The sequence below is a fragment of the Halomonas sp. H5 genome, from assembly GCF_050613175.1.
Lineage (GTDB): Bacteria > Pseudomonadota > Gammaproteobacteria > Pseudomonadales > Halomonadaceae > Bisbaumannia > Bisbaumannia salifodinae.
On record NZ_CP192510.1, the window covers coordinates 2,114,088 to 2,140,188 of the forward strand.

Below are 26,101 nucleotides of genomic sequence, written 5' to 3' on the forward strand. Positions count from 1 at the left end.
TGGTAATGTCATCATCGTTCTTTACCCGGCGCCGACATGACCGTCTGGCCATCGGCGCCTGACGCAAGGAGGAATCATGGCAAGGAGAGCCCGGCGCTTGCCGGCTATCGCTACCGGTCTGCGGAGCGCCTTCGAGCAAGGCTATGGCCTGGGGGAGTTGCGCCATGACCTGATGGCGGGGCTGACCCTGGGGACCGTGGCGGTCCCCCTGTCCATGGCACTGGCCATCGCCACCGGCGTGCCGCCCCAGCATGGACTCTATACCGCCATCGTCGCCGGCGCCCTGATCGCCCTGACCGGGGGCTCGCGCTTCAATGTCTCGGGGCCCACCGCGGCCTTCGTGGTCATCCTCTTCCCCATCGTGCAACAGCACGGCCTGGGGGGCCTGCTGATCGCCACCATGATGGCGGGGCTGATCCTGGTTGCCCTCGGCCTGGCTCGCCTGGGCCGCCTGATCGAGTTCGTCCCCTATCCGGTGATTCTCGGCTTCACGGCCGGCATCGCCGTGGTGATCGCTACCCTACAGCTGCCCGACTTCCTGGGACTCAGCCTGGAGGGGCTCGACGAGCACTTCCTCGCCAACCTGGGGCGCATCGTCGGCGCCCTGGGCTCCTGGAACCCCTGGGAACTGGCAATCGGTCTCTTCACGCTGCTGGTGATGCTGCTCTGGCCGCGCCTGGGCATCCGCGTGCCGGCCCCCCTGGCGGGGCTGGTGGCCGCCACCCTCCTGACTCGGGCGATCGGCGCCTGGCTCGGCGGTGATATCGATATCGCCACCATCGCCTCGCGCTTCAGTTGGGAGGCCGATGGCCAGAGCGGCGCCGGCATTCCGCCCATTGCCCCGACCCTGCTGGCCTCCGGCCTGTTCTCGAATGCCGACGGCGAGCCCCTGAGCCTCGATTTCGAGCTCTTCCATGAGCTGCTGGGACCGGCCGTCGCCATCGCCATGCTGGGCGCCATCGAATCCCTGCTCTGCGCGGTCGTGGCCGACGGCCTGACCCGCAGCAGGCATGATCCCAATGCCGAGCTGATCGGCCAGGGACTGGGCAATATCGTGGCTCCGCTGTTCGGCGGCATCACCGCCACCGCGGCCCTGGCACGCACTGCCACCAATATTCGCAGCGGTGCACGTTCCCCCCTGGCCGCCGTGGTGCATGCCCTGGTGGTACTGCTGGCGGTAGTGGCGCTGGCGGAGGTGCTGGGGGGCGTGCCCATGAGTGCCCTGGCGGCGCTGCTGTTTATCGTCGCCTGGAACATGAGCGAGGCCCGTCATATGGTGCATACCCTGCGTACGGCCCCGCCCGGGGACGTGCTTATCCTGGTGCTCTGTTTCGTGCTGACGGTACTCTTCGATATGGTCCTGGCGGTGGCCGTGGGGATCGGGCTGGCCGCCGCCCTCTTCGTGCATCGCATGGCGGGACTGACCCAGTCTCGGCGCATCGAGGCGCCGACCGAGGCGCTGGGGGACTTGCCCGAGGATATCGCCCTCTATGACATCGACGGCCCGCTGTTCTTTGCCGCCGCCGACAAGGCCCTGATCACCCTGCATCGGGTCGATCCCGGGGTGCGTACCCTGCTCCTCGACATGCGCGACGTGCCGAGCCTGGACGCCACGGCCATCGAGGCCCTGCGGCGGCTGATCGACGAGATGCACCATCGGGAGATCGGCCTGGTGCTGATCGGCCTACCGGCGCGCCTGTTGATCAAGCTGAAGCGCGCCGGCCTGCGCAAGCGGCCCGGCCTCCTGCACTACAGCCGCGACCCGAGGCAGGCTCGCCGAGTGGCCTGGCGCTGGCGTGAGGCGCGTGTCGGTGCCGATCACTGACCGGGGCAGCCGATGCCGGTGCCCTTGAGGCCGCAGTAGCCACCGGGGTTCTTGGCCAGGTACTGCTGGTGATATTCCTCGGCGTAGTAGAAGGCCGCCAGCGGCGTGATCTCGGTGGTGATGGTACCGCGCCCGGCCCGGCTCAACGCCTGCTGATAGCGCTCGCGACTGGCCTCGGCCGCTTCCTGCTGGGCGGCGTCGGTGGTGTAGATCGCCGAGCGGTACTGGGTGCCGATGTCATTGCCCTGGCGCATGCCCTGAGTCGGGTCATGGGCCTCCCAGAACACCGCCAGCAGGCGCTCCAGGTCCAGCTCGACGGGATCAAAGATGACCCGTACCACCTCGGTATGGCCGGTGAGGCCGGTGCAGGTCTCCTCGTAGGTGGGATTGGGCGTATGGCCCCCGGCGTAGCCCACGGCGGTGACATGGACGCCGGGCAGCTGCCAGAAGAGGCGCTCGGCGCCCCAGAAACAGCCCAGTCCCAGCACGATCTCGCGATGCCCCGGAGGCCAGGGCGGCAAGAGACTACGGCCATTGACGTGGTGAATGCCGCCGATCGCCAGCGGCGCCTCACGGCCCGGCAGGGCCCGCTCGGGGGTCACCAGGGTCTGCTTGTCGAACATCTCATTCTCCACTGTCGCGCAGTCGCGGGTTACCGCGTCTGCTGAAGGTATAGACCAGATCCACCGCCTGGGCGGCACCCGAGACCGCCTGCACATAGAGGTTGCGCCACAGGGTATAGCGCAGGGTCAGCTCGGCGATGGGCGAGAAGATCCCCACCCCGTAGCTGACACGCAAGTCCTCGGTGAGCTGACCGGCCACCACCACCTGACTCTCCTCGCCGGCGCCGGCGGTCTCCAGGCGCAGGTCCTCGATGCCGAAGGCCTGCCCCACCTGGCCCACGGCGCCACCGGTGCGGGACAGGGTCAGCCCCACCAGGGCGGAGGTCAGGGCGCCATCGGCATCGCTCTCGTCCGGCGCCCGGCCGCGCAGCAGGTAGGAGAGCGCCCGCGCCTCGTCCATGGCCGGCTCGGAGAAGATCCGCAGCTCCGGCTCGTCGGCGAGCCCGGTGACCCGCAGACCAGCGATCACCTCGTCCTGGGTGATATCGGGATTACGAATCGCCTCCACTTCCAGCAGCGGCTGATCCGGCGGGCCGCTGAAGATCAGTTGGCCCTCGCGGATCAGCAGATCCTGGCCGTAGGCGCGGAAGCGCCCGTCCACCAGGTTGACGTCGCCGAACAGTTGCACCGGGCCATCGGCCTGGCGCACCTCCAGCTCGCCGGTGAGGCCGGCCTCGAGCCCGTAGGCCTCCAGCTGCATGTCCGGCCCCAGGCTCAGGTCGATCCGCACCTGGATTGCCATGCCGGCCTGGCGCAGGGCCGCGGCGGCGGATTCCTGGGCGGCCAGGTCCTCCTCGGAGAAGGCCGCCAGGCGCAGTCGCTCGCGGACCTCCTCCTCGCTGACGATCACCTCGTCGGGACTCGGCGAGACCACCCCCGGGGGGAGTTGTCCCACCTCCAGACGCGCCCAGGGAATCTGCACCCGGCCGCCCACGTCCAGGCTGGCCGGGGTCACCGCGATGGTCAACTGCGGTGCCAGACGCAGGCGACCGAACTCGGGCAGGACCGCCAGCAAGGGGTCGTCGCGACCATCCACGCGGATCTCGATCGACCAGCTATCCAGGCTCGGCCAGGCCGCCTCCCCGCCGATATCCAGGCGCCCCTCCTCGCCGCGAATCAGGCCATCGATGGTGCCACGATCGCCGGCCAGGTCGACGCCGATCCGCCCATCGTGAATGGCCACCGGCAGGTCGAGGCCACGGGCCTCCAGGCCCTCCAGGGCGATGCGGCCCCGCAGGTCCGGGCTCTCCAGGCTGCCGGCGATGGCCACCCGCCCCTCGAGGCGACCCTCCAGGCGCTCCATGCCCGCGACCAGGGTACGATAGCGAGCCAGGTCGATGGCCTCGAGACGCAGCTCGCCGCCCAGCGCCTGGCGCCCCAGGGGATCCTCCACCTGGACGCTGAGTCCCAATTCACCGGCCTCGGCCAGGGCCAGGGAGAGCTCGGCCTCGGCCCGCGTCTCGCTGGCCTCGAGCCCCAGGCGCAGTCGGGAATCGGGCAGCTCCCAGGGCTGGCCATAGGCGTCCTCGCCGCTCAGGGCGATGCGGCTGGCCAGGTCGCTGGTCAGCCGCCACCGGGCGCCACCCTGGGACCAGTCGAGGGCGAGATCGCCATCGGTCTCCCCGGCCAGTTCCCAGCCGTCCGGCATGGCCGCCTCGACCAGGTCCATGGGCAGGGCCTCGAGACGCAGCGCCAGGCGGCCCGATGCCGCCGAGGCGCGCAGGGTCTCGATGCTGCACAGCCGCCCCCCCTCGCCGCGTACCAGGCAGAAGGGCTCGGCGTCGACGCGACCCGCGTCGAGGGCGACCTCGAAGCGCAGCGGCGCCTCCAGGGCCAGGGTACCCTGGGGCAAGACCGCCTCCAGGGGCGAGAGTGCACCACGATAGCGCTGCTGAGCCTGATTCAACCCCCCGTCCAGTCCCAGGACCAAGCGCTCCAGGGGCCCCTGGTCGTCGCCCTCCAGATCGAGCTCGAGGCGGTGCTCGGAGAGTCGCCCCTGCAGGGTCAGGGTCAGGGCCGCCAGGCGTTGCTCGGCGGCGGTCAAGCCGTCGGCGCTTAACTCGGCCTCCAGCCGCGGATCGTCGATCCCCGTCACCCGGGCCTGAAGCTCGAGGGCCTCCACGCGGTTGCCTTCGAAGGCCAGAGCATCGCCGTTGAGGTTGAGATCCAGGGCCGGCGCCTCCAGGCTGCCGGCCACCGCGAAGTCACCGGCCAGGCGCCCCTCGAGCCCCGCCAACAGGCTCTCCAGTCGGGGCGCCTCGAGCGTGCCGGCGAGGTCCAGGCGCTCCTCGATGCGACCCGCCACCGAGAGGCGATTATCGCCCTGGCGGGCCTCCAGGCGGGCGATGTCCCAGCGCATCTCGCTGGTGCCGCTGAGACTCGCCTCCAGCGACAGGGGCAGCTCCTGGAGCTCGCCGTCGATGGCCAATTCCGGAATCACCAGCTCCCAGGCCTGGTCCCGGAGCCGGAAGTCGACGGCCGCCGTGCCGGAGAGCTGCCCGGCCACCGCTTCGGTGAACTGTCCCGGGTCGAGCGCTTCCATATTGAGGCGCGCGGAGAGATCGATGCCCTCCTGCCAGGCGATGCGTCCTCGGCTGACCAGGCTGCCCTGGGGCAACGTCAGCGACAGCGGCATCCAGGCGAAGTGCTCGGCATCGCCTTCGCCGAGCAGGGCCAATTGGGTCGGCGGCAGCGTCGCACCCTGGACCCGGCCGCTCAGGCGCGCCTCGTAACCCAGCAGGCTGCCCTGGAGATCCACGACCAGGTCCTCGAGGAGATAGTCGGCGTCCCGATCCGGCGCCAGGGGCCACTGCAACTGCTCGCTGCTAAGGCGCAGATGAAACGGCAGGGTCGGATCCAGGGCATCGATCTCCAGTCCCACTCGGGCGGCAACGGCACCGCCACTCTCCAGCCCCGCCTCCAGGCCGCCGAGGCGCCCGCCGAGGGTCAGGGTGAAGCGTTCTCCTTCCAGCGCCGGCAGGGCCGGTAGCTCGTGCACCTGGACCTCCAGACGGGCCTCCAGCGGATACTCCCCGCTCATGGCCACCTGGGCCTCCAGGCGCAGGCTGGCCTGGGGGTGGTCGACTTCCAGGCGCCTCAGGCTCAGGGTGTCGCCGCGTCCGCTGGCCTCCAGATAGAGACGGTCCAGGCGCTGTTCCACGGCGCCGGAGAGTTCGACGTCCTCGACCAGCAGTTCGCCGACGGCCAGGTCCAGCGGCAGCCGTATATCGGGCAGCGTCAGGCGCTCGCGTTCGGTCACGGGCGGCGCCGGCTCGGCGATGGGGCGGCGCTCGGCCACGGCGATGGCGACATCGATGGCCTCGGCGGTCAGGGCGACCGCCCCCTCCGCGGCGCCCAGCGCCCAGCGCTGCCCCGGACTGGGCGGCAGGTAGAGCCGCAGCCCGGAGAGGCGGGTCGCCAGCAGGGTGGCGGCCTCGCCCTCGCCCATGGCGCCGCTGACGAACTCCCGCCAGCCAATGCGAGTGCCATCGGCGAGGCGAATATCGGCATTCGTCACCGCCAATTCGCGCAGCTCGGTGGGCAGTGGCAGGACGATGGACTCCAGGGGCTCCCCCGCGGGCGTCTCGGTGGGGTCCGTGGCGGCCAGGTCCACCCGTAGATCGTCCAGGTAAAGCCGGTCGAGACACAGCCGCCCTCGCAACAGGCAGTCGCTGGCCCAGGTCCACTCGAGCCGACCGGCGGCCACCTCGGCGGGCCCGGCGTTCAGGCGCAGTCCGTCCACGACCAGGCGATCCAGGGGCGCGCCCTCGACGCGGGTATAGTCGATCAGGCCCCGCTCGCGGGCCTGATCCAGGGCCACACCGGTGCCCCAGGGAGAGAGCAGCAGGCCGAGCCCGAAGAGCAGCAGGCCAAACAGCCACAACGGCAGCCATAGCAGCAGGCGAATCAGGGCCCAGCTCAGAATTCCGGCCCGATGGCGAAATGAAGGCGCCACGCGTTCTCCTCATCGTCGAAGGGGTGGGCGATATCGAGGCGAATGGGCCCCACCGGGGAGACCCAGCGAATCCCCAGGCCGGCCCCGGTATTGAGCGTCTCGGGCCACCAGTCGTCGAAGGCATCCCCGGTGTCGACGAAGGCCGCCGCCCACCAGTTGCCGGTGACCCGGCGCTGCACCTCGCCGCTGGCGGTAAACAGCTGGCGCCCGCCGCGCAGGCGCCCCTCGTCGTTGCGCGGCGCCAGGCTCTCGTAGCCATAGCCGCGCACGCTGCGATCGCCGCCGGTGAAGAAGCGCAGCGAGGGAGGAATCTTGTCGAAATCGCTGGTCTCGATGACGCCCACCCCGGTGCGGGCGATCAGCCGGGTATTCTCGCCCCACATGCGGATCCACTGGGAATCCAGGGTGCTGCGGAAGAAACCGGCGCTGGAGCCCCAGCTGGTATCCGAGTATTCGAAGGCGATACGCTGGCGATCCCCCCAGGTGGGGAAGCGCGGGTTGCGGGTGCGGGTCCGCGACCAGCTGATCCCCGGATAGAGCAGCCAGACCCGCTCCGCCTCGCCGCCCTGGGTAAAGTCCTCGAAGCTGGAACGCAGGTAGAGGCTCTGCACCCAGTCATTCTCGAAGCGCCACTGGCGGGCGAGCTCTACCGAACTCTCCAGGCTGCGGGTATCGTCCTGGTCGCGGTGGCGCAGGCCGTATTGCAGGCGGTAGTTGTCGCGCAGGGGGTCGGCCAGGGGAAGGCGGTACTCCCCCGAGAAGCGCTGTTCGGGCCCGGAGATAAAGAGGTCGTGATTCAGGCTGTGTCCGCGGCTGTTGATCCACGGCTGATTCCAGCTGAAGCGTGTACGCGGTCCTACGTCGGTGGCATAGCCGAGGGCCACCTCGAACTGATGGCGATCCGCCGGCGTCAGGTGCACGCTGACCGGCACCTCCTCGGGACCGTCCGGGCTCGCGCCGCCCTCTTCCCCCGGCAGTCGCGGGCGCACCGACACCGACTCGAACCAGCCGCTCTGCCCCAGTCGTTGGGTATACTCGGAGAGATCGCCGGCCAGGTAGGGGTCTCCCGGGGCGAAGTTGAGCATGCGCTCGAGACGATCGAGTCGAATATGGCTGCCCTGGATATCCACCTCGCCGAAGCGATAGCGCGGGCCGCTGTCTAAGGTCAGGGTGATATGGGCGCTCTGCTCCCAGGGGCGCACCTCGAGGCGGCGGTCGCGGAAGTAAGAGTCGAAGTAGCCCCGCTCCAGGGCCAGCCCCGCCAGACGATTACGCAGGCGATCGTAGGGGGCATGGCGCAGCGGCTCGCCCTCGGCCAGGCCATGGGCCGCCAGGACCTCCTCGAAGGCCTCATCGCCACCGGCCTCGCCACGCACCGAGATGGCCAGCCGCCGGACGACCACCTGGGGGCCCGGGGTGACGGCGATATCGACCCGGGTCACCGGCTCCCCCACCAGGCTCAGTTCGAACTGGGGCTCGTAGTAGCCGAAGGGCCTCAGGGCCTCGGCGGCGCGGCGGCGCGCCTCTGCCTCCAGGCGGGCGGGACTGTACTGCTCCCCCTCCAGGCCCGCCAGGTAGTTTTCGATATTATCCGCCGCCTCGCCCTCGATACCGCTGACGCGGGCCGACAATGCCCAGGCAGAGGCCGGCAGACTCAGGGCCACCGCCAGCAGGGCGGTACTCAGGCGGCGTCGCCCCCCATGGATTGGACCTCGGATAACGCTACCTCCCTGTTCTCTTTGCGAATGACTCCTGTCAGGGAGCCAGCACTTCCAGGCGGGCCTCGGTGGCCAGCAGGGAACGTCGCAGTTCCTGGACTTCTCCCCGCAGGGCATCCAAGCGTTCGGCCAGCGCCTCGCGAGCCTCCCGGGCATTATCGGGGTGGGACCTCAGCGGCTCAAGGGTATCGAGAACCTCACCGAGCTCCTCCTCCAGGGCGCTCAACCGGGAGGCCGAGCGCTCGGCCTTCTCATTGAGCCCCGCGACCTCGTCCTCCAGGCGGCTGGCCAGGGCCTGGGTATCCTGGCGTTCCAGGGCCTCCACTCGGCGGGACAGCTCGCCCCTCGCGGCCTCCTCCTGGCGCTCCAGGCCGTCCAGTCGCTGGGATAGCCCGGCTCTGGCCTCTTCGCCCAGGGTCTCCAGCGCCTCCAGGGAGTCACGGCTGGACGCCAGCCAGGCCTGCAGGGTGGCCTGCTGCTCCTCGAGGCGTGCCAATGCCTGGGCACTCGGGCCCTGTTCCTGAGCCTGCCGCAGGGTATCCAGGCTCTCGCGCTGATCGCCCAGCCTCTCCTCCAGGGCCAGCTGTTGCTCCACCAAGGCCTCCTGTCCCTCGCTCAGCCGCGTCAGGGCCGCGCCGGGATCGAGGCCGTCGAAGCGGGCGTGGATATTGGAGAACTGCCCCTCGAGACGCCGCAGCTCGGCATGCAGCAGTTGGCGCTCCTCCCAGGCCAGGGCCGTGATGCCTACCAGGCCCGTGGCCAGGATCAGTACCGCCAGGCGCAGTCCCCAGGGCCTGGGCGACGCCGAGGCCGGCGCGGCATGACGGCGCGGTGGCGGATCGAGGCTGGCATCGGGGTCGGCGACCAGGGGGGGAGGACGCCGTTCCTCCGGGGGCTGAGCCATGGACGAAACTCCTCTTCGCAGCGGATGAGTGCGGCGTCGACGGGCCAATCCCGAGTGTCGCCGTCGGAATTGGCGGCATCCCGGCAGGGTGCTATGATGTGCCGACACCACTTACGCAGATGCTTGGTATTGTAAGGTTTTTTGCGACGGGACCGATAGCGCCTTGATTCGCGATGGTTCCGCCCCCACAACACCAGGTACTGTTTTCATCGGTGATAAAAAGGAGCAAACCATGGCATTCGAACTTCCCGCCCTGCCGTACGAGAAGAACGCGCTGGAACCGCATATTTCCGCCGAGACCCTGGAGTATCACTACGGCAAGCACCATCAGGCCTATGTGACCAAGCTCAATGAGCTGACCGACGGCACCGAGAATGCCAGCAAGTCCCTGGAAGAGATCATCAAGTCCTCCTCCGGCGGCCTGTTCAACCAGGCGGCTCAGGTGTGGAACCACACCTTCTACTGGCACTGCCTCTCCCCGAATGGCGGCGGCGAGCCCAGCGGCGCCCTGGGCGAAGCCATCAAGGCCAAGTTCGGTTCCTTCGACGAGTTCAAGGCCGCCTTCAACGCCAAGGCGGTGGGTAACTTCGGCTCCGGCTGGACCTGGCTGATCAAGACCGACGACGGTGGCGTGGATATCGTCAACACCGACGATGCCGACACCCCCATCGCCCATGGCCAAACCCCGCTGCTGACCATCGATGTGTGGGAGCACGCCTACTACATCGACTACCGCAATGCTCGCCCGAAGTACCTGGAGAGCGTGTGGAACATCGTCAACTGGGACTTCGTAGCCCAGAACTTCGCCTAAGCCTCCGCTTGGTGAAGCCGCCCGGGCGACCGCTCGGGCAGGCACGACAAGGCCCCGCCACGGCGGGGCCTTGTCGTTGGTGAGAGACGTGAGTGGCCGGGGGACTCAGGGGTCGGCACGGCGACCGATACCGCGATAGGTCAGCCCCTGGCTCGCGACATAGTCGGGATCATAGATATTGCGGCCATCCAGGATCAGTCGCTCCCCGAGGCAGCCGGCCAGCCGCGCCCAGTCCGGGTTCCAGTAGCACTTCCACTCGGTGACCAGCAACAGGGCATCGGCCCCCTCGCAGGCGGCGTAGGGATCCTCCGGGCAGAGCGTCAGCAGCGGCTGCTCGCCCACCTCGGCGGCCAGCGCCGGCAACGCCGCCGGATCGTGCAGACGCACCTCGACCCCCTGGGCCCAGAGGGCCCGCAGCAGGGGCAGCACCGGGGCGTGATCGATACGCGCCGTGCCCGGCTTGAAGGCCGCGCCCCAGATCGCCACCCGGCGCCCGGCAAGCTCCCCCTGAAAGTGCCCCCAGAGCTTGCGGAACAGGGTCTCCTTCTTCTGCTCGTTGATCTCCAGCACCTGCTCGAGAAGGGCCGAGGCACGCCCCTGGGCGGACTGGACGTCGGCCAGTCCCATCAGGTCCCGGGAGAAGTTGGGGCCGCCGAAACCGCAGCCCGGATAGAGGTATTCGTAGCCGATACGTGGGTCGGCGCCCATGCCCTGGCGTACCAGTTCCACATCGACACCCAGGGTGTCGGCCAGGCCGGCCACCTCGTTCATATAGCTGATGCGGGTGGCCAGCATGCCGTTGATGGCCAGCTTGGTGAGCTCGGCGGCCCGCAGCGGCATGCACTGGAAGACATCGCGGCGACGATTGAAGGCGCGCAGCAGCTCCCGCACCCGCACCGTGGCCTGGGCCGACTCGCTGCCCAGCAGCCAGCGGCTGGGGCGGGTAAAGGTCTCCCAGGCGCGCCCCTCCTCGAGCCGATCGGGCAGGCAGACCGCCCACTGGTCGGGCCCCAGCGGAGCCGCCAGGCGCTCGGTCTCGCCCACCGGGAAGGTGGCGTTATTGATCACCACCAGGGGCTCACTCTGGCAGGCGGCCTGGGCCTCTACCGCGGCCTGGGCCGCGGCACGCTGGTCCGGCGCCAGGGCCAGCCAAAGCACCTCGACGACCTCCGGGGGCGGCGTCTCGCTGACGCGCAGGCTGCCCTCGGCCAGGGCCCGTTCCAACTGAGCGAGTAGCTGCGGCTCGCGCCGGAGCCAGTCCGCCCGGCGCAGGAACGACCAGGGCGCGTCTCGGTGAGGCTGCCAGGTGACGTCATGGCCGACGCTGGCCAAAGCCGACGCCGCGGTCACGGCGGCGAGTTCACTGCCGATCAGGCGTATCCGCATGCTCAGGCCTCGCCGGCATAGCGATCGAGGAGTTCCCGGAAGCCCGCGCCATACTTGGGATGGCGCCGGGCGAAGGCGAGGATCGCCTCCAGATAGCCGAGCTGATGGCCGCAGTCATAGGTGACGCCCTGCATGCGATAGGCGGCCACCCCGGAGCGGGCCCGCAGCGCCTCGATGGCGTCGGTGAGCTGGATCTCGCCCCCGGCCCCCGGCGGCGTCTCGGCCAGCAGCGGGAAGATCTCGCCGGGCAGCACATAGCGGCCGATCACCGCCAGGTTCGACGGCGCTCGGTCACGCGGCGGCTTCTCCACCATGCCCGCCAGGGGCAGCGACTCGCCCGGGGCCGGCACGCCGGCCTCGGGCTCGACGATGCCGTACTTCTCGACCCGCTCCCAGGGCACCTCCTCCACCATCAACTGGGCCTGCCCGCTGGCCTCGAAGGCCGCCACCATGCCCGCCAGGTCGTTGCGCGGAAGGCCCTCGCCATCCACCAGCACGTCCGGCAGCAGCACCGCGAAGGGGGCCTCGCCCACCACCGGGCGGGCGCAGAGCACCGCATGGCCCAGGCCCAGGGGCTCGGGCTGGCGCACGCTGATGATCTTGACCGTGTCGGGGACGATATTGCGCAGCTCTTCGAGCAGCTCGTGCTTGCCCTTGGCCTCCAGGGTGGTCTCCAGCTCGAAATGCTTGTCGAAGTGGTTCTCGATGGCGCCCTTGCTGGAGTGGGTTACCAGCACGATCTCAGTGATGCCGGCGGCGACGGCCTCTTCCACCACGTACTGGATCACCGGCTTGTCGACGATGGTGATCATCTCCTTGGGGATCGCCTTGGAGGCGGGCAGGCAGCGGGTACCGAAACCGGCCACCGGCAGAACGGCCTTGCGAATCATCGGATTCCTTCCTGAGCAGGGGTAAAATCCGCCCTAGTATGCCAGAGACGCCAGACCCACGCCGCCCTTCCGCGCTCTCGGCGCAGGGCTTGCTCTGAGGCCCGGGGCTACCTCAGCCATTCCAGCTGCGATAGCCCTGCTTCGCGGTGGGTGGCGGCGGACAAGGCGGCCTCGGAGCGGGTAGAATATCGGCATTACCTTCAAGGAGCCCGACGATGCCCATCCCGCCGGACGTCGACCTGCTGATCGAGGCCCGCTGGCTGCTGCCCATGAGCGAGGGGCTGCCGACCCTCGAGGATCACGCCATCGCCATTCAAGGCGGCAAGCTGCTCGGCCCCTGGCCCATCGCCGAGGCCAGGCGGCAGGTGGCGCCCCGTGAGGTCCTGCGGCTACGCCACCATGCGCTGCTGCCGGGGCTGATCAATGCCCATAACCATGCCGGCATGAGCCTGATGCGGGGTTATGCCGACGACCTGCCGCTGATGACCTGGCTCAACGAGCATATCTGGCCCGCCGAGGGTTCCCTGGTGGATGCCGATTTCGTCGCCGCCGGGACGCGCCTGGCCTGTGCCGAGATGCTGCGCAGCGGCACCACCACCTTCGCCGATATGTACCTGGCCCCCGAGGCGGTGGCCGAGGTCGCCGACGAAATGCGGATGCGGGTCCAGCTGTGCACCCCGCTGATCGACTTCCCCACTTCCTGGGCCGCCGACTTCGCCGAGGGCCTGGAACGCACCCAGGCACTGATCGAGCGCTACGCCGAGCATCCCCGGGTGCATCTGGCCTTGGGCCCCCACGCCCCCTATACGGTGGGCGATGCCAGCCTGGCCAGGCTGGCCGAGGCCCGGGAGCGCTGGGGGTTGCCGATCCAGATGCATGTCCACGAGACCCGCGACGAGATCGACCAGGCCCTGGCCCGGGATGGCCGCCGCCCATTGCGCCGGCTCTTCGAGGCCGGCCTGCTGGGCCCCCACTTCCAGGCGGTGCATATGACGCAGGTGGATGATGATGACCTGGCGCTGCTGGCCGAGACCGCTACCCGGGTCATCCATTGCCCCCAGTCCAACCTCAAGCTGGCCAGCGGCTTCTGCCCGGTGGCACGGCTCCAGTCGGCCGGCATCACCGTGGGCCTGGGGACCGATGGCGCCGCCAGCAATAACGACCTGGACCTGTTCGACGAGATGAAGAGTGCCGCCCTGCTGGCCAAGGGGGTGAGCGGTGATGCCGCCGCCCTGCCCGCCATGGCGGCCCTGGCCATGGCCACCCGCGACGGCGCCCGTGCCCTGGGGCTGGACGACCACCTGGGCCAACTGCGCGAAGGCTTCGCGGCGGACCTGGTTGCCGTGGACCTGGAACACCTCAATACCCTGCCGGTGCATCATCCCGCCTCGGCGGTGGTCTATGCGATGCACAGCCACCAGGTAAGCCATGTCTGGGTGGCCGGGCGCCCCCGCCTCGTCGAGGGGAAATTTATCGATATCGAGCCGGACACCATTCGCGCCGCCACCGAGCATTATCGGCGGCGCCTGGCGTCCCTGCCCGCACAAGGAGAGAGTTGAGATGCCGCACACAGCCGATGTCGGCGACTACCGCCATAACAGCGATGCCGCCGATACCAGCGATGCCGGCGACTACCGTGGTAACGTCGATGCCGCCGAAATCGCCAAGTTCGAGGCCCTGGCCAGCCGTTGGTGGGACAGCGAGGGGGAGTTCAAGCCCCTCCACGAGATCAACCCATTGCGGCTGGACTTCATCGATGCCCGGACCCGCCTGGCCGGCAAGTCGGTGATCGACGTGGGCTGCGGCGGCGGCATCCTGGCCGAGGCCATGGCCCATCGCGGCGCCCGGGTCACCGGCATCGACATGGGCGAGGCGCCGCTGGCGGTGGCCCGGCTGCATCTGGCCGAGAGCGGCGTGGAGGTGGACTACCGCCGGGCCAGCGCCGAGGAGATGGCCGCCGAGGCCCCCGGCCGGTATGACGTCGTCACCTGCCTGGAGATGCTCGAGCATGTCCCCGACCCGGCGGCGGTGGTACGCGCCTGCATGACCCTGGTCAAGCCCGGTGGCGATGTCTTCTTCTCCACCATCAATCGCAACCCCAAGGCCTATGCCTTCGCCATCCTCGGCGCCGAGTATGTGCTGCGGATGCTGCCCAAGGGCACCCATGACTACCGCAAGTTTATCCGCCCCGCCGAGCTCTCCCGCTGGGCCCGGGAGGCGGAGCTCAAGGTCTGCGAACAGAGCGGCCTGGTCTACAACCCGCTGAGCCGTCGTTACCGCTTGGATGCCCGGGACGTCTCGGTCAACTACCTGATGCACTGCCGCCGGGAGGTCGAATGAGCCCCTTGAGTCGCGCCCTTTGCTACGATCGCTTGGATGCCCGGGACGTCTCGGTGAATTATCTGATGCACTGCCGCCGGGAGGCGCCGTGACCGTGAGCGCCCTGCCCCGTGGCCTGCTCTTCGACCTGGATGGCACCCTGGTGGATACCGCGCCGGACCTGGCCCGGGCCACCAATGCCCTGCGCACCCACCATGGCCTGGCGGCCCTGCCCTTCGAGACGATCCGCGCCCAGGTCTCCAACGGCGGCAGCGCCCTGGTGACCCTGGCCCTGGGCCTGGCCCTGGAGGCGCCGGGGCACGGCGAGGCACGGCAGTTCCTGCTCGACGCCTATGCCCGGGACCTGGCGACCCATAGCCGCCTGTTCCCCGGGCTGCAGCGGCTGATCGACCACTGGAGCCAGGCGCCGCGGGCCTGGGGCATCGTTACCAACAAGCCCCGCGCCTACACCGAGCCCCTGGTGGTGGCCCTGGGGCTCGATCCCGGCGCCCTGCTGTGTGCCGACGACCTGCCGGTGAAGAAGCCCGCGCCGGAACCGCTCTGGGCCGCCGCCGAGCGCCTGGGAATCGCCCCGGCGGCGTGCTGGTATATCGGCGATCACCGCCGCGATATGGAGGCGGCCCGGGCCGCCGGCATGACCGCGGTGGCGGTGGGCTATGGTTACCTGGACGCGGCGGACGCCATCGAGGAGTGGCCGGCGGAGTTGCGCTTCGCCACCCCCGAGGCCCTGGTTAGCGCCCTGCTCGATGGCTGATACGCCAACCACATGATGCGGAACGGGCCCCCTGGGGCCCGTTCTTGCGTTAGCGTGGCTCGAGCGAGTTACGCCTTGGGCGGCTGGGCGTCGAAGCCTTGGCCGGTGAGACCAGTGACGCCGCGGCTCTCCTGGCCCATTCAGCCAAAGTCAGCCCTTGGGTGGCTGGGCATCGAAGCCTTGGCCGGTGACCCCGCGGCTGTCCGGGCCCATCAGCCATAGATAGGTGGGCATGATCTCCTCGGGGGTGCGCAGGGTATCGGGGTCCTCGGCGGGATAGGCACTGCGCCGCATCTGGGTGCGGGTGGCGCCCGGATTGAGGCTATTGACCCGTACCGCGGTGAGGTTCTCCAGCTCGTCGGCCAGCACTTCCATAAAGCCTTCGGTGGCAAACTTGGAGACCGCGTAGGCACCCCAGAAGGCCCGCCCCTGGCGCCCCACGCTGGAGGAGGTGAGGATCACCGAGGCATCCTCGGAGGCCTTGAGCAGGGGCAGCAGGGCCTGGGTCATCCATACCGGGCCATTGAAGTTGACCTGCATCACCTGCTCCCAGAGTTGGGGGTTGTACTGGTCGAAGGGGGTCAGGCGCCCCAGCAGGCCGGCATTATGCAGGATGCCATCCAGGCGTCCGAACTCCCGCTCCAGGGTCTCGGCCATGTCCTGGTAATCCTTGAGGGTGGCGCCCTCGAAGTTGAGCGGAAAGATCGCCGGCTGGGACCCGCCCGCCGCCTCGATCTCGTCGTAGACCTTCTCCAGCTTGGCGATGGTACGGCCCAGCAGGATCACGGTGGCCCCATGGCGGGCGTAGGCCAGGGCCGCGGCGCGGCCGATCCCGTCGCCGGCACCGGTCACCAGCACGATACGCCCCGCCAACAGGTCCGCGGGGGGCCGGTAGTCGATCTTGCAATTCATCGAGGATGACTCCTTAGAGGCCGGCGTCGTTGAGGAAGTCACGCCCCATGACGGCGGCATTGCTGTCCGGGTAGTCGGCGATCAGCCGCTGCAGCAGTTCGCGGCTGGTATCCGGCTGCCCCTGGCGCGCCTTGAGCAGGCCCAGCTTGTAGAGGGCATCGGGCACCTTGTTGCTCTCGGGGTAGTCGTCCAGCACCGTCTGGAAGGCCGCCGCCGCGGGCTCCAGGCGGGTCTCCGCGGAGTAGAGCTCGCCCAGCCAGTAGTGGCCATTGGCGGTCAGGTTGGTGTCCGGATAGTCCGCCACGAAGGCCTCGAAGGCGGCGATGGCGGCCGGAAAGTCCCGCGCCTGGACGCGCTGGAAGGCGGCCTGATAGGCGGCCTGGGCATCGGCACCGGGTGCCGCGCTGCCGTCCCCGGCGCTGGCCTCGGCCACCTGGCGGGCCGCCTCGGCGTCCACCTCCTGGGGGGCCTCGCCGCGGCTGGCCAGTCGCTGCTCCAGATCCAGGTAGCGGGCCTGGGAGTCACGACGCAGTTGCTCCAGTTGATGGCGAAGCTCCTCCACCTGACCGCGCAACTGCTGGATCTCGCGTTGCTGCTCGTCGAGCTGGTTGAGCAGCATCAGGTTGCCGGAGGCGCCCTCGCGTACCTCGGCCTGCTCATAGAAGGTGCGCGAGCGATCCGACAGATCCTCGATCACCGGTTGGGCCAGTACGGAAAGCGGGAGCACCAGGGCTCCCGCACCGCACAGTCGGGCCAGACGGCGGCCCCTGTGACTGTGATTCATCACTCGCTCCTCGGCCTCAGTAGGAGAACACCACGCGGCGGTTCTGGGCGTAGGCATCCTCATTGTAGCCGCTCACCGCCGGCCGCTCCTCGCCATAGCTGACCACCTCCAGTTGGGAGGGGGAGATGCCCTGCACCGAGAGGAAGCGCTCCACGGACTTGGCGCGACGCTCGCCCAGGCCCAGGTTGTACTCGCGGGTACCGCGTTCGTCGGTGTGTCCCTGCAGCACCACCCGGGCATTGGGGTTATTGCGCAGGTACTGGGCATGGGCACTCAGCACCGGCTCGAATTCGCCGCGAATGCGCTCGCTGTCATAGTCGAAGTAGATGGTGCGCACGCCGGGAATCCCGGCCTGCTGACCATTCTGGTCGCTACCGCCGACCCCGACGCCGCCGACCTGACCACTACCTACCCCGCTGGTGCTGGCACCGTCGCGGCTGCCATCCATGGAGCCGTCCTGGGTGCCGCCCGTGCTGGAACAGCCGGCCACGAAGGCGAGAGAGAGCGCGACGGCCAGGCTCCTGGCATAAGGCTTGAATTGCATTTTCCACTCCTTGATGAATGACAATATCAGTTCAGAAACGGCGACCATGCGGGCTCCCGCACGTCGCCCTGGGCCGCCGGCAGGCGGAAGGAGGCGCGCCCATCCGCCGACACGGCCCCTAGTATCCCGGCATTACCCTGCTGGGTGGCGAAGAGTACCATGGCCCCGTTGGGGGCAACACTGGGGGATTCGTCCCAGCGGCCCTCGGTGAGGGTCACCAGGCGGTCGGTCGCCAGGTCCTGGCGGGCCACCTGATAGCCCTGGTTGCCGCGATGGATCATGAACAGAGCCTCGCCGTCCGGGCTGACGCGCCCCCGGGCATTGTAGTTGCCGGTAAAGGTGAGGCGTTCCACCTGGCCACTGGCGAGGTCATAGCGATAGAGCTGGGGGCCACCGCTGCGATCCGAGGTGAAGACCAGGCTGCGGCCGTCCGGGGCAAAGCTGGGTTCGGTATCGATGGCACTGTTGTTGGTCAGGCGCCGGAAGTCGCGGCTGGCGATATCCATCAGATAGATTTCCGGCTGGCCATCCCGGGACAGCGACATGGCCAGCTGGCGGCCGTCCGGCGACCAGGCCGGGGCGCTGTTGATCCCGGTGAAGGAGCTGGCCCGGACCCGCTGGCCGGTGGTGACGTCCTGGATATAGATGGCCGGGCGTTCGGTCTCGAAGGAGACATAGGCCAGCTTGCCGCCATCCGGCGACCAGGCCGGGGACATGATCGGTTGGTCCGAGTCGAGGATCTGCTGGCTATTGCGGCCATCGGCATCGGCGATATGCAGGCCATAGCGACGCGCGTCGCCGGCGCCCTGGGCGGTGACATAGGCGATGCGGGTGGAGAAGGCGCCGCGGATGCCGGTGATCGCCTCGAAGATCTGGTCGCTGATGTAGTGGGCGGCGGCGCGCAGGCGCTGTGGATCGGCGGTGACCACCTCGCCCAGCTCGCGGCGTTCGCCGTAGACATCGAGGAGCTCGAAACGCACCCGATAGGTGCTGCCCTCGGCCTCGACGTCGCCCACCACCAGATAATCGCTGTCCACGGCCCGCCAGTCGCGATAGTTGACGTCCTCGCTGCGGTTGGGCCGGGAAATCAGCGAATCGCGGGACAGCGGCTCGAACTGGCCGCTGCGCGCCAGGTCATCGCCGACGATCCGCGCCAGGTCCTCCGGCAGTGCCTCGCCACCGAAGGGCACGATGGCGATGGGGATGGCGCGGTCGCTGCCGCGGGTGATCTCGATGGTCAGATTGGCCTGGGCCTGCTGCACGAAGAGCAGCAGCCAAGCCGCCAGCCATAGGCCAAGATAGCGTTTCATCAGCGGATATCCCCCGGTCGGAATCTCAGATTGAATTGGCGGAACTGGTGCTGTGCCGCCGGCGGCAGTTGGCGCATTTCGCGGAAGGGCGCGGCACGCTCGACGGCCTGCAGTGCCGATCGATCGAAGCCGGCATCCCCACTCCCGCGCAGGACACTCGCGCCCACCAGCTCCCCGGTGGGCAGGAGATTGAGTTGCAGCGTCGCCTCCAGGCCATTGACGCTACCCGGTGGAATGATCCAGGCCTGCTCCACCGCGCGGCGCACCAGACTCTGGAAGCCATTGGCCGCCTCCGAGGCCTGGCGCGCATTGGCGATGGCCTCCTGCTCGCTCTCGATCAGGCTATCCAGGCTACCATTGGCGGCTTCGGCGGCCCGGCGGGCGGCCTCCTCCTGGCGGCGCTGTTCCTCCGCCTGGCGTTGACGTTCGGCCTCTTCCTCCTGGCGACGCTGTTCCTCGGCCTGGCGTTGGCGTTCGGCCTCTTCCTCCTGGCGACGCTGTTCCTCGGCCTGGCGTTGGCGTTCGGCCTCTTCCTCCTGGCGACGCTGTTCCTCGGCCTGGCGTTGGCGTTCGGCCTCTTCCTCCTGGCGGCGCTGTTCCTCGGCCTGGCGCTGGCGTTCGGCCTCTTCGGCCTGGCGCTGCTCCTCGGCAGCCTGCTCCTCACGTAGCCGTGCCTGACGTTCGGCTTCCTCGGCGCGCCGCCGGGCCTCGGCCTGGGCCTCTTCGGCCGCCTGGCGCTGGGCTTCGGCCTCTTCGGTCGCCTGTGCCTGCCGGCGCTCCTGCTCGGCGGCCTGCTCCTGAGCCTGGCGTTCCGCCTCCTGGGCCGCCGCCTCCTCCTCGGCCTGACGGGCCGCGGCACGAGCCCGGGCCTCCTGGGCACGCTGGGCCTGGTCGGTGGCGGTCTCGGTGCTGACCAGGGTGGCCTGGACCACCGTGGCGGAGGGGGGCTCCGTCTTGGCGCTGGGCACCAGGCTCAGCATGCTCACGGCCACCACCAGCACATGCACGCCGATGGCAAGCAGGGTGGGCAGGCCATAGCCGACACGACTCTCCTTTCTGGCCATGGCGCCCCTAGCCCTCCCGCGGCGGCGGTTCGGAGATCAGTCCCACATTGCCGACGCCGGCGGTCTGCAGGGTGCTCATCAGGGTCACCACCTGGCCATAGCTGACATTGCGATCGCCCCGTACCATCACCGGCGTCCCCGGGTTGCGATCCATGACGATGATCACTCGCTCGGCCAGCTCATCCAGGCCCACCGGGGTCTCCTCGTCACCGAGTGAGATATAGTACTGCCCCTCGCGATCCACCGAGACCACGATGGGCTCCTGGCTCTCATTCTCCTCGATGGGCGACGAACTCACCTGGGGCAGATCGACCTGGACGCCCTGGGTCAGCATGGGTGCGGTGATCATGAAGATCACCAGCAGCACCAGCATGACGTCGATAAAGGGCACCACGTTGATCTCGCCCATGGGGCGGCGTCGGCCGCCCCGATTGAAGGGTCCATGCATAATACTGTCGTCTCCGTCAGGCCGCCGCGCTCTCGCCGCGACCCTGCAGGTTACGGTGCAGGATGGAGTGGAACTCCTCGGCGAAATCCTCGTACTTGCCGAGCAGGCGGCCGGACTCGGCGGAGAGGCGGTTATAGAAGATCACCGCCGGGATGGCCGCGAACAGGCCCATGGCGGTGGCAATCAGCGCCTCGGCGATCCAGGGGGCCACGGTGGCCAGCGTCGCCTGCTGGGCCATGGAGAGTGACTGGAAGGAGCCCATGATGCCCCAGACGGTCCCGAACAGGCCGATATAGGGGCTCGCCGAGGCCACGGTGGCCAGGAACACCAGGTGCAGGTTGAGGCGCTCCTCCTCCCGGGACCAGGCCACCCGCATGCTGCGCTGCACGCCGTCGAGGATCGCCTGGGGGCTCTTGGCCTTGGGCAGCAGGCGATTGAATTCACGGAAACCGGCACGGAAGACATGCTCGGCGCCCAGGGTCTCCTGGTCGGCGGGGGTCTCGCGATAGAGGTCGTTGAGGTCGACCCCAGACCAGAAGCGCTCCTCGAAGGCCTTGTGGGCCTTCTTGGCGCGGTTCAGCACCAGGCTGCGCTGGAAGATCGCCACCCAGGAGAGGATGGAGCCAAGCACCAGGATCAGCATCACCAACTGCACCACGGTGCTGGCGTTCATGATCAGGTGGGGAATGGACATGGAGTCGTTCACGGGCGTCCTCATTGAAACTCGGGGGTTAGGGCCGCGGCCAGGGCCGCCGGCCAGCGGCGGGGCCGCAGGGTTTGGGCATCCAGACAGGCGATGTCGACACTCGCCTCGCACAGGGGTTCCCCGGCGCGACTCACCCGCTGGACGAAGGTGGCCCGACAGGCGCCTCGCTCGGTGACCCTGGCGGTGGCCACCAGGTCATCATCGAGGCGCGCCGGCTGGGCATAGCGGCACTCCAGGCGATGTACCACCAGTTGCACGCCCTCGGCAAGCAGTTCCCGCTGGCTATGGCCGAGGCGCCGGAGCCACTCGCTGCGGGCGCGCTCCATAAATTTCAGGTAATTGACGTAGTAGACGATGCCACCGGCGTCGGTGTCCTCGATATAGACCCTGACCGGCAGCCGAAACTCGCTCGTCGAGACCGGGGTCATGGGCGCACCTCGCCGCTGGCATCCGGGGTGGCGGAATCCGGCACCAGTTCGAAGTGGGCATAGGCCTGGCGGGTGACTATCCGCCCCCGGGCGGTGCGCATCATCAATCCCTGCTGGATCAGGTAGGGCTCGATCACGTCCTCGATGGTATCGCGCTCCTCGCCGATGGCGGCGGCCAGGGAGTCGACCCCCACCGGGCCGCCATCGAACTTCTCGATCATCGCCAGCAACAGGCGGCGATCCATATGGTCGAGGCCATGGTGATCCACATGCAGCATGTCCAGGGCGCGGTCGGCCACCTCGACATCGATCACCCCGCGGCCGCGCACCTCGGCGTAGTCGCGCACCCGCCGCAGCAGGCGATTGGCGATGCGTGGCGTGCCGCGGGCGCGGCGGGCGATCTCGGCGGCGCCGGCGGCATCCGCCTCCACCCCCAGCAGCCGCGCCGAGCGGGCGACGATGCCGGTCAGGTCCTCGATGCCATAGAACTCCAGGCGCTGGACGATGCCGAAGCGATCGCGCAGCGGCGAGGTCAAAAGCCCCGCCCTGGTGGTGGCCCCCACCAGGGTGAAGCGCGGCAGGTCGAGCTTGATCGAGCGGGCCGCCGGCCCCTCGCCGATGACGATATCCAGCTGGAAATCCTCCATGGCCGGATAGAGTACCTCCTCCACCACCGGCGAGAGGCGATGGATCTCGTCGATAAAGAGCACGTCGCCGGGCTCGAGGTTGGTGAGCATGGCGGCCAGGTCGCCGGGGCGCTCCAGCACCGGGCCGGAGGTGGACTTGATGTCGACGTCCATCTCGGCGGCGATGATATTGGCCAGGGTGGTCTTGCCCAGCCCCGGCGGGCCGAACACCAGGGTATGGTCGAGGCTCTCGCCCCGCCCCCGGGCGGCCTGGATAAAGATCTCCAGCTGTTCGCGCACCCGCGGCTGGCCGATATAGTCCGCCAGCCGCTTGGGGCGAATGGCGTGATCCTGGACCAGTTCCCCTCCCTGGGGCACGGCGGCGATCAGTCGATCATTGTCGAGCATAATGGTTTCCGAACTTGCGGCGCCTAGTCACCCCGAGCCACGGGGATGGCCATATCCTTGGGTAGCGCCCTAGCCCGCCAGCTTGCGGGTCAGGGCGGCCTTGATCAGGGCCTCGGTGGAGAGGCCACGATCACAGCCACTGAGCATCTTGGCGGCCTCGGCGGGCTTGTAACCGAGTGCCACCAGGGCGGCCTCGGCATCGGCCAGGGGGTCGCTCTGGGGGGCCGCCCCCTGCCCCGCCGCCGCGGCTTCCAGGGCCTCCAGGCCGCCGCCCGCCTCGCCGGTCCAGTGGGGGAAGCGGTCGCGCATCTCGATGATCAGCCGCTCGGCGGTCTTCTTGCCGACCCCGGGCAGCCGGGTCAGCGACTTGATGTCGTCCTCCCGCACGCAGCGCACGAAGGCCGCCTCGTCCATGCCGGAGAGGATCGCCAGGGCCAGCTTGGGCCCCACGCCGTTGACCTTGATCAGGGCGCGAAACAGCTCCCGTTCCTGGCCCCGGGCAAAGCCGTAGAGCAGGTGGGCATCGTCGCGAATGCTGAGATGGGTGTGCAGGGAGACCGTCTCCCCCACCGCCGGCAGCGCCATCTGGGTGGTCAGGGAGGCTTCCAGTTCGTAGCCGACGCCGCCGACGTCGACCACCAGCCAGGGGGGCTGCTTCTCCAACAGGGTGCCGCGCAGGCGTCCAATCATGCCGTGAGTCGATCCTTGCCAAGACTGGCGACCACTATACTGGCCGCCCCGGAGGCTGACCAGAGGGCAAAATCGTCATCTAGTGTGCATCTCTTGCCCGTCAGGAGGCGGGGGCATCCGGGTCGAAGGCTCGCCATCCCTTACCGCCACCGCGGCGGCCGCCATAGCTGCCACGGCTGATCAACCCGAGGCGCGCATGGGCATGGGTCAGGGCGATGGCCAGGGCATCGGCGGCGTCCGCCTGGGGGGTACCATCGAGGCCCAGCACGGCGGTGATCATATGCTGCACCTGGGCCTTGTCGGCGGCGCCGGTGCCGGTCACCGCCTGCTTGATCTGGCGTGGCCCGTATTCGCTCACCGGCAGGCCATGATTGGCGGCACAGACGATGGCGGTGCCCCGGGCCTGGCCCAGCTTGAGGGCCGAGTCGGGGTTCTTGGCCATGAAGACCTGTTCGATGGCCAGCTCCCCCGGGCGATGCACCCCGATCAGTTCGCTGATGCCGGCATAGATCTGCGCCAGGCGCTGGGCCAGGTCGTCGCCCCGGGTGCGGATGCAACCGCTGGCCACGTAGCGGGGTCGCGTCTCGCCGACGTCGAGCACCCCGTAGCCGGTGATCCGCGACCCGGGATCGATCCCCAGGATCAGCATGCCCCGGCGCCTCTGCGAGCGTCTTTACAAGCGTCTTTGCCTATCATCGATCGTCTCCCTGACGAGGGTTTCCCGCCCCAACGACATACCGGCGCCTCTGGGGCGCCGGTATGGAGGAGCGTGGGGGAGGCTCGCCTTACTCGGCGGCCTCCGGCTTGGCCTTGGCCCGCAGGCGGATATTGAGCTCCTTGAGCTGCTCGCCGCTGACCTCGCCCGGAGCGTCGGTCATCAGGCAGGCGGCGCTCTGGGTCTTGGGGAAGGCGATCACCTCACGGATGGTCCGCGCCCCGGTCATCAGCATCACCAGGCGGTCGAGGCCGAAGGCCAGGCCACCGTGGGGCGGCGCGCCATACTTGAGGGCGTCGAGCAGGAAGCCGAACTTCTCCTCCGCCTCGGCCTGATCGATGCCCAGCACCTCGAGAACGACCCGCTGCATTTCCTGGTCGTGGATACGGATCGAGCCGCCGCCCAGCTCGGTGCCGTTGAGCACCATGTCGTAGGCTCGGGAGAGCGCCTGGGCCGGATCGGCCTTGAGGGCCGCCACGTCGCAGGAGGGCGCGGTGAAGGGGTGGTGCAGGGCCTGCATGCGGGCGCTGCCGTCGTCCTCGAACATCGGGAAGTCGACCACCCACAGCGGCGCCCACTCCCGGGTGTAGAGGTCCAGGTCCTCGCCCAGCTTGACCCGCAGGGCACCCAGGGCCTCGTTGACCACGCGGGCCTTGTCGGCGCCGAAGAAGATGATATCGCCGTCCTGGGCGTCGACACGCTCCAGCAGCTCGTCGATCACGTTCTCCATGAACTTGACGATGGGCGACTGCAGGCCCTCGAGCCCCTTGGCGCGCTCGTTGACCTTGATCCAGGCCAGGCCCTTGGCACCATAGATGCCGACGAACTTGGTGTAGTCATCGATCAGCTTGCGGGAGAGCTCGGCGCCGCCGGGCACCTTGAGGGCGGCGACGCGGCCGTCCTCGGCCTTGGCCGGGCCGGAGAAGACCTTGAAGTCCACCTGGGCCATCAGATCGTCCACGTCGACCAGCTCCAGGGGGATGCGCAGGTCCGGCTTGTCGGAGCCGTAGCGGCTCATCGCCTCGCTGTAGGGCATCCGCGGGAACTCGGGCAGCTCGACCTCGAGGACCTCCTGGAACAGCTGACGGATCATCGACTCGGTGATGCCCATGATCTCGTCTTCGTCGACGAAGGAGGCCTCCAGGTCGATCTGGGTGAACTCCGGCTGACGGTCGGCGCGCAGGTCCTCGTCGCGGAAGCACTTGGCGATCTGGTAGTAGCGGTCGAAGCCGGACACCATCAGCAGCTGCTTGAACAGCTGCGGCGACTGCGGCAGGGCGAAGAAGCTGCCGGCATGGGTGCGGCTCGGCACCAGGTAGTCCCGGGCGCCTTCCGGGGTGGCCCGGGTCAGGATCGGCGTCTCGATATCCAGGAAGCCCTGGCCCTCGAGGAAGGCCCGCACGCTATGGGAGATCCGCGAGCGCAGGCGCAGCTTGTCGAGCATCTCCGGGCGACGCAGGTCGATATAGCGGTGCTTGAGGCGGACCTCCTCGCCCACCTTGCCATGCTCGTCGAGCTGGAACGGCGGGGTGGCGGCGGTGTTGAGGATCTCCACCTCCTTGGCCAGCACCTCGATCATACCGGTGGGCATATTGGGGTTCTGGGTGCCCTCGGGGCGCGGCCGCACGCGGCCGACGATGCGCAGCACGAACTCGTTGCGGCAGCGGTCGGCATTGGCGAAGGCCTCGGCGGTATCCGGATCCACCACGACCTGGGCGATGCCGTCACGGTCACGCATGTCGAGGAAGATCACCCCACCGTGGTCACGGCGACGGTGCACCCAACCACAGAGGGTGACCGTCTGATCCACCAGTGTCTCGTTGAGCTGGCCGCAATAATGGCTGCGCATGTCGAATCCTGTTTTCTAGCGTTTATCGAATCGGGAGAAGTCGGGCCGCCTCAGGCGGCGGCCCCGTCCTTGGTCGGCGCCTTGCTGGCCGCGCCGTCACCGGCCAGGTTCTTCTTGCTGCCGGACTTGAAATCGGTCTCGTACCAGCCGCCGCCGGCCAGGCGGAAGCCCGCCGCGGAAACCAGGCGGGAGAGCTCGGCGGCCTCGCAGCTGGGGCAGTCGGTGAGCGGCGCGGCGCTGACCTTCTGCAGCTTCTCGAGACGGTGGCCACAGGCCTTGCACTCATATTCGTAGATGGGCATGGTTCTAATCACTCCTGAATACGCTATTGGCCTGGAACACACCCCGACCAGGCCGGCGATGGCCAATATGGGGCCTGACGCCGGCCTTTCCAAGGCCACCGGAAAGCCC

General features: G+C 68.7%; 24 protein-coding genes. 5 read left to right on the forward strand and 19 right to left on the reverse strand.

Annotation, left to right across the window (positions count from 1 at the left end; translation table 11 throughout):
* The first annotated feature begins 76 nt into the window (after positions 1-76).
* Positions 77-1,825 carry a C4-dicarboxylic acid transporter DauA gene (gene dauA / locus ACQ1W9_RS09920; protein WP_431023230.1) on the forward strand — a complete coding sequence of 583 codons (1,749 nt, stop codon included), beginning with the start codon at positions 77-79 and terminating at the stop codon, positions 1,823-1,825.
* Here dauA and msrA read toward each other — a convergent pair.
* The 4 genes from msrA to ACQ1W9_RS09940 form a co-directional block, all read right to left on the reverse strand.
* A complete protein-coding gene (msrA, locus tag ACQ1W9_RS09925; protein WP_431023231.1) occupies positions 1,819-2,448 on the reverse strand; it encodes a peptide-methionine (S)-S-oxide reductase MsrA in 630 nt (209 codons plus the stop codon). The genes dauA and msrA overlap by 7 nt on opposite strands.
* Position 2,449: 1 nt before the next feature.
* Positions 2,450-6,403 carry an autotransporter assembly complex protein TamB gene (tamB, locus tag ACQ1W9_RS09930; RefSeq protein WP_431023232.1) on the reverse strand — a complete coding sequence of 1,318 codons (3,954 nt, stop codon included), beginning with the start codon at positions 6,401-6,403 and terminating at the stop codon, positions 2,450-2,452.
* Positions 6,367-8,067: an autotransporter assembly complex protein TamA gene (gene tamA / locus ACQ1W9_RS09935; protein ID WP_431023233.1), complete on the reverse strand. Its 1,701-nt coding sequence runs from the start codon at positions 8,065-8,067 to the stop codon at positions 6,367-6,369. Before tamA ends, tamB begins: the two co-directional genes overlap by 37 nt.
* Positions 8,068-8,158: 91 nt before the next feature.
* Positions 8,159-9,025 carry a hypothetical protein gene (locus ACQ1W9_RS09940; RefSeq protein ID WP_431023234.1) on the reverse strand — a complete coding sequence of 289 codons (867 nt, stop codon included), beginning with the start codon at positions 9,023-9,025 and terminating at the stop codon, positions 8,159-8,161.
* 232 nt (positions 9,026-9,257) lie between these two features.
* Between ACQ1W9_RS09940 and ACQ1W9_RS09945 the strand changes: the two genes are divergently transcribed.
* Positions 9,258-9,836: a superoxide dismutase gene (locus ACQ1W9_RS09945; protein WP_431023235.1), complete on the forward strand. Its 579-nt coding sequence runs from the start codon at positions 9,258-9,260 to the stop codon at positions 9,834-9,836.
* A 105-nt stretch (positions 9,837-9,941) separates the two neighbouring features.
* Here the strand turns inward: ACQ1W9_RS09945 and ACQ1W9_RS09950 are convergent, their stop codons facing one another.
* On the reverse strand, positions 9,942-11,222 hold the full coding sequence (locus ACQ1W9_RS09950) for a nucleotide sugar dehydrogenase (RefSeq protein WP_431023236.1): 1,281 nt from the start codon (positions 11,220-11,222) through the stop codon (positions 9,942-9,944).
* Positions 11,223-11,224: 2 nt separating this feature from the next.
* On the reverse strand, positions 11,225-12,112 hold the full coding sequence (gene galU / locus ACQ1W9_RS09955; protein WP_431023237.1) for a UTP--glucose-1-phosphate uridylyltransferase GalU: 888 nt from the start codon (positions 12,110-12,112) through the stop codon (positions 11,225-11,227).
* 215 nt (positions 12,113-12,327) lie between these two features.
* Between galU and ACQ1W9_RS09960 the strand changes: the two genes are divergently transcribed.
* The 3 genes from ACQ1W9_RS09960 to ACQ1W9_RS09970 all read left to right on the forward strand — a co-directional run bounded on the left by ACQ1W9_RS09960 (position 12,328) and on the right by ACQ1W9_RS09970 (position 15,206).
* The gene (locus ACQ1W9_RS09960) at positions 12,328-13,671 is read left to right on the forward strand and encodes a TRZ/ATZ family hydrolase (RefSeq protein WP_431023238.1); all 1,344 of its coding nucleotides are present in this window, start codon (positions 12,328-12,330) and stop codon (positions 13,669-13,671) included.
* 1 nt (position 13,672) lies between these two features.
* Positions 13,673-14,452, forward strand: coding sequence for a bifunctional 2-polyprenyl-6-hydroxyphenol methylase/3-demethylubiquinol 3-O-methyltransferase UbiG (ubiG, locus tag ACQ1W9_RS09965; RefSeq protein ID WP_431023239.1), 780 nt, complete (start codon positions 13,673-13,675; stop codon positions 14,450-14,452).
* A gap of 88 nt (positions 14,453-14,540) precedes the next feature.
* A complete protein-coding gene (locus ACQ1W9_RS09970; protein WP_431023240.1) occupies positions 14,541-15,206 on the forward strand; it encodes an HAD family hydrolase in 666 nt (221 codons plus the stop codon).
* 150 nt (positions 15,207-15,356) lie between these two features.
* Here ACQ1W9_RS09970 and ACQ1W9_RS09975 read toward each other — a convergent pair whose 3' ends face one another.
* The 13 genes from ACQ1W9_RS09975 to ACQ1W9_RS10035 all read right to left on the reverse strand — a co-directional run bounded on the left by ACQ1W9_RS09975 (position 15,357) and on the right by ACQ1W9_RS10035 (position 25,992).
* Positions 15,357-16,118, reverse strand: coding sequence for a YciK family oxidoreductase (locus tag ACQ1W9_RS09975; protein WP_431023241.1), 762 nt, complete (start codon positions 16,116-16,118; stop codon positions 15,357-15,359).
* Between the two features lie 13 nt (positions 16,119-16,131).
* A complete protein-coding gene (gene ybgF / locus ACQ1W9_RS09980; protein ID WP_431023242.1) occupies positions 16,132-16,902 on the reverse strand; it encodes a tol-pal system protein YbgF in 771 nt (256 codons plus the stop codon).
* 16 nt (positions 16,903-16,918) lie between these two features.
* Positions 16,919-17,446, reverse strand: a complete 528-nt coding sequence (gene pal, locus ACQ1W9_RS09985) for a peptidoglycan-associated lipoprotein Pal (RefSeq protein WP_431023243.1) — start codon at positions 17,444-17,446, stop codon at positions 16,919-16,921.
* 26 nt (positions 17,447-17,472) lie between these two features.
* Positions 17,473-18,756, reverse strand: coding sequence for a Tol-Pal system beta propeller repeat protein TolB (gene tolB / locus ACQ1W9_RS09990; RefSeq protein WP_431023244.1), 1,284 nt, complete (start codon positions 18,754-18,756; stop codon positions 17,473-17,475).
* On the reverse strand, positions 18,756-19,820 hold the full coding sequence (gene tolA, locus ACQ1W9_RS09995; protein ID WP_431023245.1) for a cell envelope integrity protein TolA: 1,065 nt from the start codon (positions 19,818-19,820) through the stop codon (positions 18,756-18,758). Before tolA ends, tolB begins: the two co-directional genes overlap by 1 nt.
* Positions 19,821-19,827: 7 nt before the next feature.
* On the reverse strand, positions 19,828-20,268 hold the full coding sequence (tolR, locus tag ACQ1W9_RS10000; RefSeq protein ID WP_431023246.1) for a protein TolR: 441 nt from the start codon (positions 20,266-20,268) through the stop codon (positions 19,828-19,830).
* 16 nt (positions 20,269-20,284) lie between these two features.
* Positions 20,285-20,974 (reverse strand): protein TolQ, encoded by a 690-nt coding sequence (gene tolQ, locus ACQ1W9_RS10005; protein ID WP_431023247.1) that lies wholly within the window; start codon positions 20,972-20,974, stop codon positions 20,285-20,287.
* Between the two features lie 8 nt (positions 20,975-20,982).
* Entirely contained in the window at positions 20,983-21,402 is a 420-nt protein-coding gene (gene ybgC, locus ACQ1W9_RS10010) for a tol-pal system-associated acyl-CoA thioesterase (protein ID WP_431023248.1), read from the reverse strand.
* Positions 21,399-22,436, reverse strand: a complete 1,038-nt coding sequence (gene ruvB / locus ACQ1W9_RS10015) for a Holliday junction branch migration DNA helicase RuvB (protein ID WP_431023249.1) — start codon at positions 22,434-22,436, stop codon at positions 21,399-21,401. Before ruvB ends, ybgC begins: the two co-directional genes overlap by 4 nt.
* Positions 22,437-22,505: 69 nt before the next feature.
* Positions 22,506-23,126, reverse strand: a complete 621-nt coding sequence (gene ruvA, locus ACQ1W9_RS10020) for a Holliday junction branch migration protein RuvA (protein WP_431023250.1) — start codon at positions 23,124-23,126, stop codon at positions 22,506-22,508.
* A 100-nt stretch (positions 23,127-23,226) separates the two neighbouring features.
* Positions 23,227-23,775: a crossover junction endodeoxyribonuclease RuvC gene (gene ruvC, locus ACQ1W9_RS10025; protein ID WP_346062506.1), complete on the reverse strand. Its 549-nt coding sequence runs from the start codon at positions 23,773-23,775 to the stop codon at positions 23,227-23,229.
* Positions 23,776-23,911: 136 nt separating this feature from the next.
* The gene (aspS, locus tag ACQ1W9_RS10030; protein ID WP_431023251.1) at positions 23,912-25,690 is read right to left on the reverse strand and encodes an aspartate--tRNA ligase; all 1,779 of its coding nucleotides are present in this window, start codon (positions 25,688-25,690) and stop codon (positions 23,912-23,914) included.
* Positions 25,691-25,740: 50 nt separating this feature from the next.
* On the reverse strand, positions 25,741-25,992 hold the full coding sequence (locus tag ACQ1W9_RS10035; protein WP_346062453.1) for an FmdB family zinc ribbon protein: 252 nt from the start codon (positions 25,990-25,992) through the stop codon (positions 25,741-25,743).
* Positions 25,993-26,101: the final 109 nt, after the last annotated feature.